General features: G+C 38.9%; 6 protein-coding genes. 3 read left to right on the top strand and 3 right to left on the bottom strand.

Annotation, left to right across the window (positions count from 1 at the left end):
* The first annotated feature begins 120 nt into the window (after window positions 1-120).
* Entirely contained in the window at window positions 121-1,323 is a 1,203-nt protein-coding gene (locus ACIQCO_RS24360; RefSeq protein ID WP_400433950.1) for an MFS transporter, read from the top strand.
* Between the two features lie 118 nt (window positions 1,324-1,441).
* Here ACIQCO_RS24360 and ACIQCO_RS24365 read toward each other — a convergent pair whose 3' ends face one another.
* Both ACIQCO_RS24365 and ACIQCO_RS24370 read right to left on the bottom strand, forming a co-directional pair.
* The gene (locus ACIQCO_RS24365) at window positions 1,442-1,852 is read right to left on the bottom strand and encodes a MarR family winged helix-turn-helix transcriptional regulator (RefSeq protein ID WP_400433953.1); all 411 of its coding nucleotides are present in this window, start codon (window positions 1,850-1,852) and stop codon (window positions 1,442-1,444) included.
* Window positions 1,853-1,942: 90 nt separating this feature from the next.
* On the bottom strand, window positions 1,943-2,677 hold the full coding sequence (locus ACIQCO_RS24370) for an SDR family NAD(P)-dependent oxidoreductase (protein ID WP_400433956.1): 735 nt from the start codon (window positions 2,675-2,677) through the stop codon (window positions 1,943-1,945).
* 327 nt (window positions 2,678-3,004) lie between these two features.
* On the opposite strand from ACIQCO_RS24370, the gene ACIQCO_RS24375 reads away from it, so the two are divergent.
* Window positions 3,005-5,041 (top strand): Na+/H+ antiporter, encoded by a 2,037-nt coding sequence (locus tag ACIQCO_RS24375; RefSeq protein WP_400433959.1) that lies wholly within the window; start codon window positions 3,005-3,007, stop codon window positions 5,039-5,041.
* A gap of 169 nt (window positions 5,042-5,210) precedes the next feature.
* Here the strand turns inward: ACIQCO_RS24375 and ACIQCO_RS24380 are convergent, their stop codons facing one another.
* Complete coding sequence (locus ACIQCO_RS24380; RefSeq protein ID WP_400433962.1) at window positions 5,211-5,852, bottom strand: NAD(P)-dependent oxidoreductase; 642 nt, start codon at window positions 5,850-5,852, stop codon at window positions 5,211-5,213.
* A 221-nt stretch (window positions 5,853-6,073) separates the two neighbouring features.
* Between ACIQCO_RS24380 and ACIQCO_RS24385 the strand changes: the two genes are divergently transcribed.
* Window positions 6,074-6,511 (top strand): Rrf2 family transcriptional regulator, encoded by a 438-nt coding sequence (locus ACIQCO_RS24385; protein ID WP_400433965.1) that lies wholly within the window; start codon window positions 6,074-6,076, stop codon window positions 6,509-6,511.
* Window positions 6,512-6,635 lie beyond the last annotated feature (124 nt).

Raw genomic sequence — 6,635 nt, forward strand, 5'->3', positions numbered from 1 at the left:
TAATAAATAAAAAACAACAAGAGGTGCTCATCCTACAAAAATAGAATTGATGTAACGAGTCGTGAACTTTGATAACTTACTATTTCACATCATTGATTCAGGCAGAAAGAGGTGTTAATTATGCAGAAACCAATTAAAGAACAAAAAATGATATTAATTATTCTTCTAAGTAATATTTTCATTGCATTTCTAGGAATTGGACTAATCATTCCCGTTATGCCGTCTTTTATGAATATCATGCAATTATCAGGAAGTACGATGGGCTACCTTGTTGCCGTATTTGCAGTGTCACAACTACTGATGTCACCACTTGCGGGACGTTGGGTTGACCGCTATGGCAGAAAGAAAATCATCATCATCGGCTTATTCCTTTTTGGTGTTTCAGAACTTATCTTCGGTTTAGGAACGAATGTATCAGTCCTTTATCTATCAAGGATTCTAGGGGGATTTAGTGCAGCCTTTATTATGCCAGGTGTTACTGCATATGTTGCAGATATTACATCCGTTCAAGAAAGGGCAAAAGCGATGGGCTATATTTCTGCCGCCATCAGCACTGGATTTATCATAGGACCTGGTATAGGTGGCTTTATTGCTGAATACGGTGTTCGCTTGCCCTTTTACTTTGCTGCAGCCATTGCCTTATTAGCATGCCTTTCATCCATATTTATTTTAAAAGAACCGCTAACAAAGGAACAGCTTGAAGAAATTTCGGCTAACGCAAAGCAAACAAACTTTATAATCGATTTGAAAAGATCACTTCATCCGCTTTACTTTATTGCATTTATCATTGTATTTGTTCTCGCATTCGGTTTATCAGCATATGAAACAGTCTTTAGCCTATTTTCTGATCATAAATTCGGCTTCACGCCAAAGGATATTGCTGCAATTATTACAATAAGCTCCATATTCGGCGTGGTTGTGCAAGTATTTATGTTTGGAAAAATAGTAGATATACTTGGTGAAAAGAAACTGATCCAATTATGTTTAATTATAGGTGCGATATTAGCGGTGGTGTCCACCATGATCTCTAGCTTTTTGGTAGTGTTGGCGGTAACGTGCTTCATCTTCCTAGCATTTGACTTGCTTCGACCGGCATTGACGACATTTTTATCAAGAGCAGCCAAGAATGAGCAAGGATTTGTTGCAGGAATGAACTCAACCTATACGAGCTTAGGAAATATCGTTGGGCCAGCAATGGGCGGAATACTATTTGACGTCAACATCCACTATCCTTATCTATTCGCATCTGTCATTATGGTCATTGGTCTCGGTATTACAGTCAAGTGGAAAGAATATAAATTGGCTGAAAGCTTAATGAAATAGTAAGAAAAACCAGACGGTACTTATGTTTCTTAGAAGAATAAGTACCGTCCTCTTATTTCCATTTATTTACCGACAAACTGGCACTATACAGGGAAATGATAATGCCTGGTATTTTTTTCTATATTAACTTTGTGTAGATGCTTAAGAGTTGTTGTTGTTCTTCAGTTGTTAATTTTTCAAACAGTTGTTGGCGCAGCATTTTCCCTTCTTCTTGCGCTTTCGTTAAAATGTTGAGACCTTTATTCCTGATTTCTAAATATAGAATTCGTTTGTCTACTTCATCAGCCACTCGAACAGCAAGTCCTTTTTGTATCAATTTTTCACTTAAATGTGTAATTGATGGCGGGGCTAAACCTAAGGCTTTCGCTATATCTGATGGCCTGCTTTTACCATGATGCTTCAAATGACTTAAAACTAATATATGTGAGATTCCGATATTTTCATTGAACATTTTATTCCACTCGATAATCAATCGATTGTTTACCTTATCCATCATATGGATGAGGTCAAAAATTGATGGATTTTCCATGATACCCCTGCTTTCATATAAATTTACTCTTCTAACTATATAGGAAAGGCCCCTTTTTTGAAAAGGGACCTTTAGATAATCATATGTCAATTATTGAGCAGAATAACCGCCATCAACAACCAATTCCGCTCCAGCGATATAGGATGATTCATCACTCGCTAAGAAAAGTGCGGCATTTGCTACATCTTCCGGTTTGCCAAGTCGCTGCAGTGGTGTCATCGCAACTAGGTGTTCCAAGATTTCTTTTGATGACTCTAAGTTTTTCGTCATCGGGGTTTCAATCGTTCCTGGGAATAGGGTATTGACCCGAATTCCGAATCGGCCATATTGTGTTGCTGCCGCTTTAGAAATCGCCCGGACAGCACCTTTGGATGCTGAATAATGGTTAAAGCCCATTCCGATTTGTGCCGTATAGGAGGAGATATTTACAATTGACCCTTTTTGTTGTTCTTTCATGTAAGGAACAACATGCTTCATGCCAAGAAATGGTCCAAACCCATTGATTGTCATCATTTTTTGCCAATCATCAATGTGGATCTCTTCCACAGATTTTTCAGAGGAAATACCTGCATTGTTAACGAGAATATCAATACTTCCAAAACGTTTCTTGATTTCCTTTAACATTTGCTGCCAATCCTCTTCGGAAGCAACATTTAGTTTCATTCCATACACATTTTCCTTCTGGCTTGCTCTTTCAAGTGCTGCTTCATTAATATCAGCTGCTATGACAATGGCTCCTTCTTTGCTAAAAAGGTCTACCATGCTTTCCCCGATTCCAGAAGCACCGCCTGTAATAATTGCTACTTTATTCATTAACCTTTCCATTTCAACACAACTCCTTTACTTCGTTCCTTATATAAGAAAATTCCCTTGATTATTTTTATTTACACTACGCAGAAAGTATTTAGACGTCTAAATAAATAATAGTAAATCCCCCCCAACTTGTCAACAATAAGACCCCGATGCAAATTTCTACTACCTTCGTAATACTAATGGTGCCTGACACCCTTTTTACTATCCTTGTATTATTAATAGAAAAAATCCCTCCACCAAAGGTCCCAGCATTTGAAATTATTAAAAAGTAAAATTACACTATAATAAGCGTTGAAAAATTCGTTTATTGCACAATATACATAAGAGAGGAGACACGCCATGGAATTTTTTCTGCTTATACTATTACTTCTCGTCATCATCGGGTTGTCTAGCTTCATCAATCATTTTTTACCGTACATACCGGTGCCGCTTATTCAAATTGCACTCGGAGTTTTGCTTGCTTCGCTCCCGCTAGGCATTCATATCCCCATGGAACCTGAATTGTTCTTCGTTCTGTTTATTGCCCCCTTGCTGTTCCATGATGGAAAAAATGTTTCAAGACATGCATTATGGAAATTGCGAAAACCAATTTTATTGCTTGCACTTGGACTTGTGTTTGTCACCGTATTCGCCATCGGATACTTAATCAACTGGCTTATTCCGTCAATCCCATTGCCTGCAGCTTTTGCATTGGCAGCCATTCTTTCTCCAACGGATGTCGTAGCCGTGGGAGCCATTTCAAGCAGGGTGAAGATCCCGAAAACGATTATGCATCTACTTGAAGGGGAAGGGTTGATGAACGATGCCTCTGGCTTAGTTGCGTTCAAATTTGCCGTAGCCGCAACCGTGACTGGCGTTTTTTCATTAGCAGAGGCAAGCTGGAGCTTTTTAGTCATAGCCATTGGTGGTTTGGCAGGTGGTGCCATTCTTGCCTTTCTAATTATTCGATTAAAAATTTTTATTCGCCGGCTGGGCATGGAGGACGTAACGATTCACATGCTCATTCAGCTCCTAACTCCCTTTGTAATCTTTTACATTATTGAGCATTTTCATCTCTCCGGCATTTTATCAGTCGTCGCTGCCGGTATTGTCCATACGATATACCTTGATCTAGATCGATCACCTGCTTTGCAGCTGCAAGTGGTTTCTCAAAGTACATGGACGGTACTGATTTACATTTTAAATGGTTTAGTATTTGTACTCTTAGGCTTGCAAGTTCCAAGCGTCACAAATGAAATTTTTAAAAATCCGCTGTTTAATAATTGGGAAGTAAGCAAATATATTATTATCATCACTGCTGCACTATTACTTCTTCGCTTCCTATGGATTTCTGCTGCGTGGCAGTTTGGAAGGCTGTTCAAAAAGCATCTCCAAATGCCTTCTAAGAAAGCCATTGGCATGATTACTATTTCTGGTGTAAGAGGGGCTGTCACACTAGCCGGTGCCTTTACCATTCCATATGTTCTTGCGGATGGCAGCCCATTTCCTGACCGCGCATTAATTATCTTTATTGCTGCCGGGGTTATATTGGTCACGCTAATTGTAGCGAGCATTTTCCTGCCAATCCTCGCAAAGACAGAAAAAGGAAATACGGAAGATTTAAAAGAGAAAATGGAGAGATTGGCTAGGCTCCGAACAGTTGATGCTGCTATTCATTCGATTCGGGAATTGAAGAATGATGACAACCGCGAATCCGCAGTGTCGATTATCGCGGAATATAATCAAATCCGCAATCGCCTTAACAATGTAAATAATGAAACCTCCCAGAAGCTAAAGCTAATAGAAACGGAAATTCGGATGAAGGCTCTTGACGCTGAAGCCAATTACGTTGAAAAATTGGAAAGTGCCGGAAAGATTGACCGAGAAATTACGTATTTAACGGAAGAACATATCCAACGAATGAGGCTCGCTGTTACAAACCGGATGCACTATAGAGGATTGTTTATATGGACGTTAATTAAAAGAGGTATGTACAGGCTTTTACGGCTATTTGTGCCGAAAAATGAAGAACGGCTTAAAAATCGCCTTGAAAAGTCGAAAAAGCTTATTCACCTAAAAGTCAACATGGCTAAAGCCGCCATTCAGTATTTAAAGGAACATATGAATTCAGATAATGAGCATATCTATTTGATCATTATCGGGGAATATAATGAAATGATCATGAAATTTAAGCTAGCGAAAAAAGGTGTGGATTCCCATCAATACGCCGAATTGCAAAGAGAGCTGCGTTCTAAAGCATTTCAAGCAGAACGGGATGAAATTCAGAATCTGTACGAAGAGGGAGAAATCACCATCGATGTCCTCCGCAAAATTCGTAAACAGATTAATATCAGGGAAGCCTATTGGATGGAAGAAAAGAGTGTTCATTCACATTAAATAATTTAGGCAGTTCCTTTATCATTAAAGGAACTGCCTTTTTGTTCTGGTTCCCAGCGGGTCATACCAATTCAAGCACCCCGGGTTCTTTATTTCATCGGTAAAGTGTGACCAGTTGAGGCTTAATATTGAAAAAGATCCAGTTGAAGAACTGGATCTTTATTGTCTATTATTCGGCTTCAGAAACTAGCGTAAATCGCTCATTTAGGTGCTGTGGATTTTCGATTTCATCAACGACAGCGATGGCAAAATCTGCATAGCTTACATAGCTTTGGCCTTGGGCATTGACCATGATTTGATCTTTCCCTTTTTGATAGGCACCAGTTCTTTTTCCTTCAGGATTAAAGAATGCAGCTGGGCTGATAAAAGTCCATTTAATATCAGTCGTTTTTTGGAGATCCTCTAGATTTTTACCTTGATTTAATGCAGTTGGATAATATTCTTTTGGAAAATCCGGGGTATCCATGACACGAATTGTTTTGGCATCATCCGCAAACAAGCTGCCTGCCCCACCAACAACAATTAATCTAGTTTGAGGTGCTTCTTTCATTGCCTCAATTAATACTCTGCCAGCATCCACATGAAGATGCTCTTGGCCAGGTGCTGCACCAAAGGCATTTACGACCACATCGAATGCTTTCACATCTTCTGCTTTTAAGTCAAACACATCTTTTTCCAATACGTTAATTTGTTGATTTTGAAGTTTCGCTGCGTTACGAACAATCGCTGTTACTTCATGACCTCTTTCAACAGCTTCCTTAAGAATTAGGCTTCCAGCTTTCCCGCTTGCACCAATAATTGCTACTTTCATATTGAACTCCTCCATTTATCGTAAATATTTATATTTGTAACTAATTTGATTACATGTAATAATATAAGTTACAACTAGGATATTTGTCAATAAACTTGGTGATTAATTTTCAACCAACATTAATTTAACAATTTATATTAGAAGCTATACATGCTTGTACATATTTGTCATCAATCGTTTATAATAATAGAGATATTTCAAGTGAAAGGAAGGTGGATTCATTGTCCATCAGTAGCCGTTTCGCTGTCGGAATTCATATACTTTCGCTTTTGGAGATTAACAAGGGTGGCGTGAGTTCCTCAGATTATATTGCAAAAAGTGTAAATACAAATCCAGTTGTGATAAGAAAGATTACAGGCATGCTCAAAAATGCTGGATTGGTGAACGTAAGACCAGGGATTGCTGGGGCGGAACTAGCGAGGGACTTATCGGAGATTACTCTGCTTGATGTCTATAAGGCTGTTAATGTAGTTCCGGAAAAAGAACTTTTTGGCATACACGAAAATCCGAATCCCGCTTGTCTTGTGGGAAAAAATATTCAAGATACCATTAGCCCGCTCTTTTCTGAAGCCCAGCTTGCAATGGAAAAGTCACTTGGTAATGTAACCATTGAGGATGTTGTAAAGGATATATTAAAAAAGGAAAATCAAATAAAGTAGCTCGTTGAAGTGCCTGACACTGTTCGGCAATAATATTACTCAATAGTGGGCTAAGGTTTCCTCCTTGCGGAGTCCCGACTGGTGTTTCTTCATATTTCCCTTTCACCAAGACTCCACTGACTAA

This window comes from Neobacillus sp. NPDC093127, from assembly GCF_044754175.1.
Lineage (GTDB): Bacteria > Bacillota > Bacilli > Bacillales > Cytobacillaceae > Neobacillus.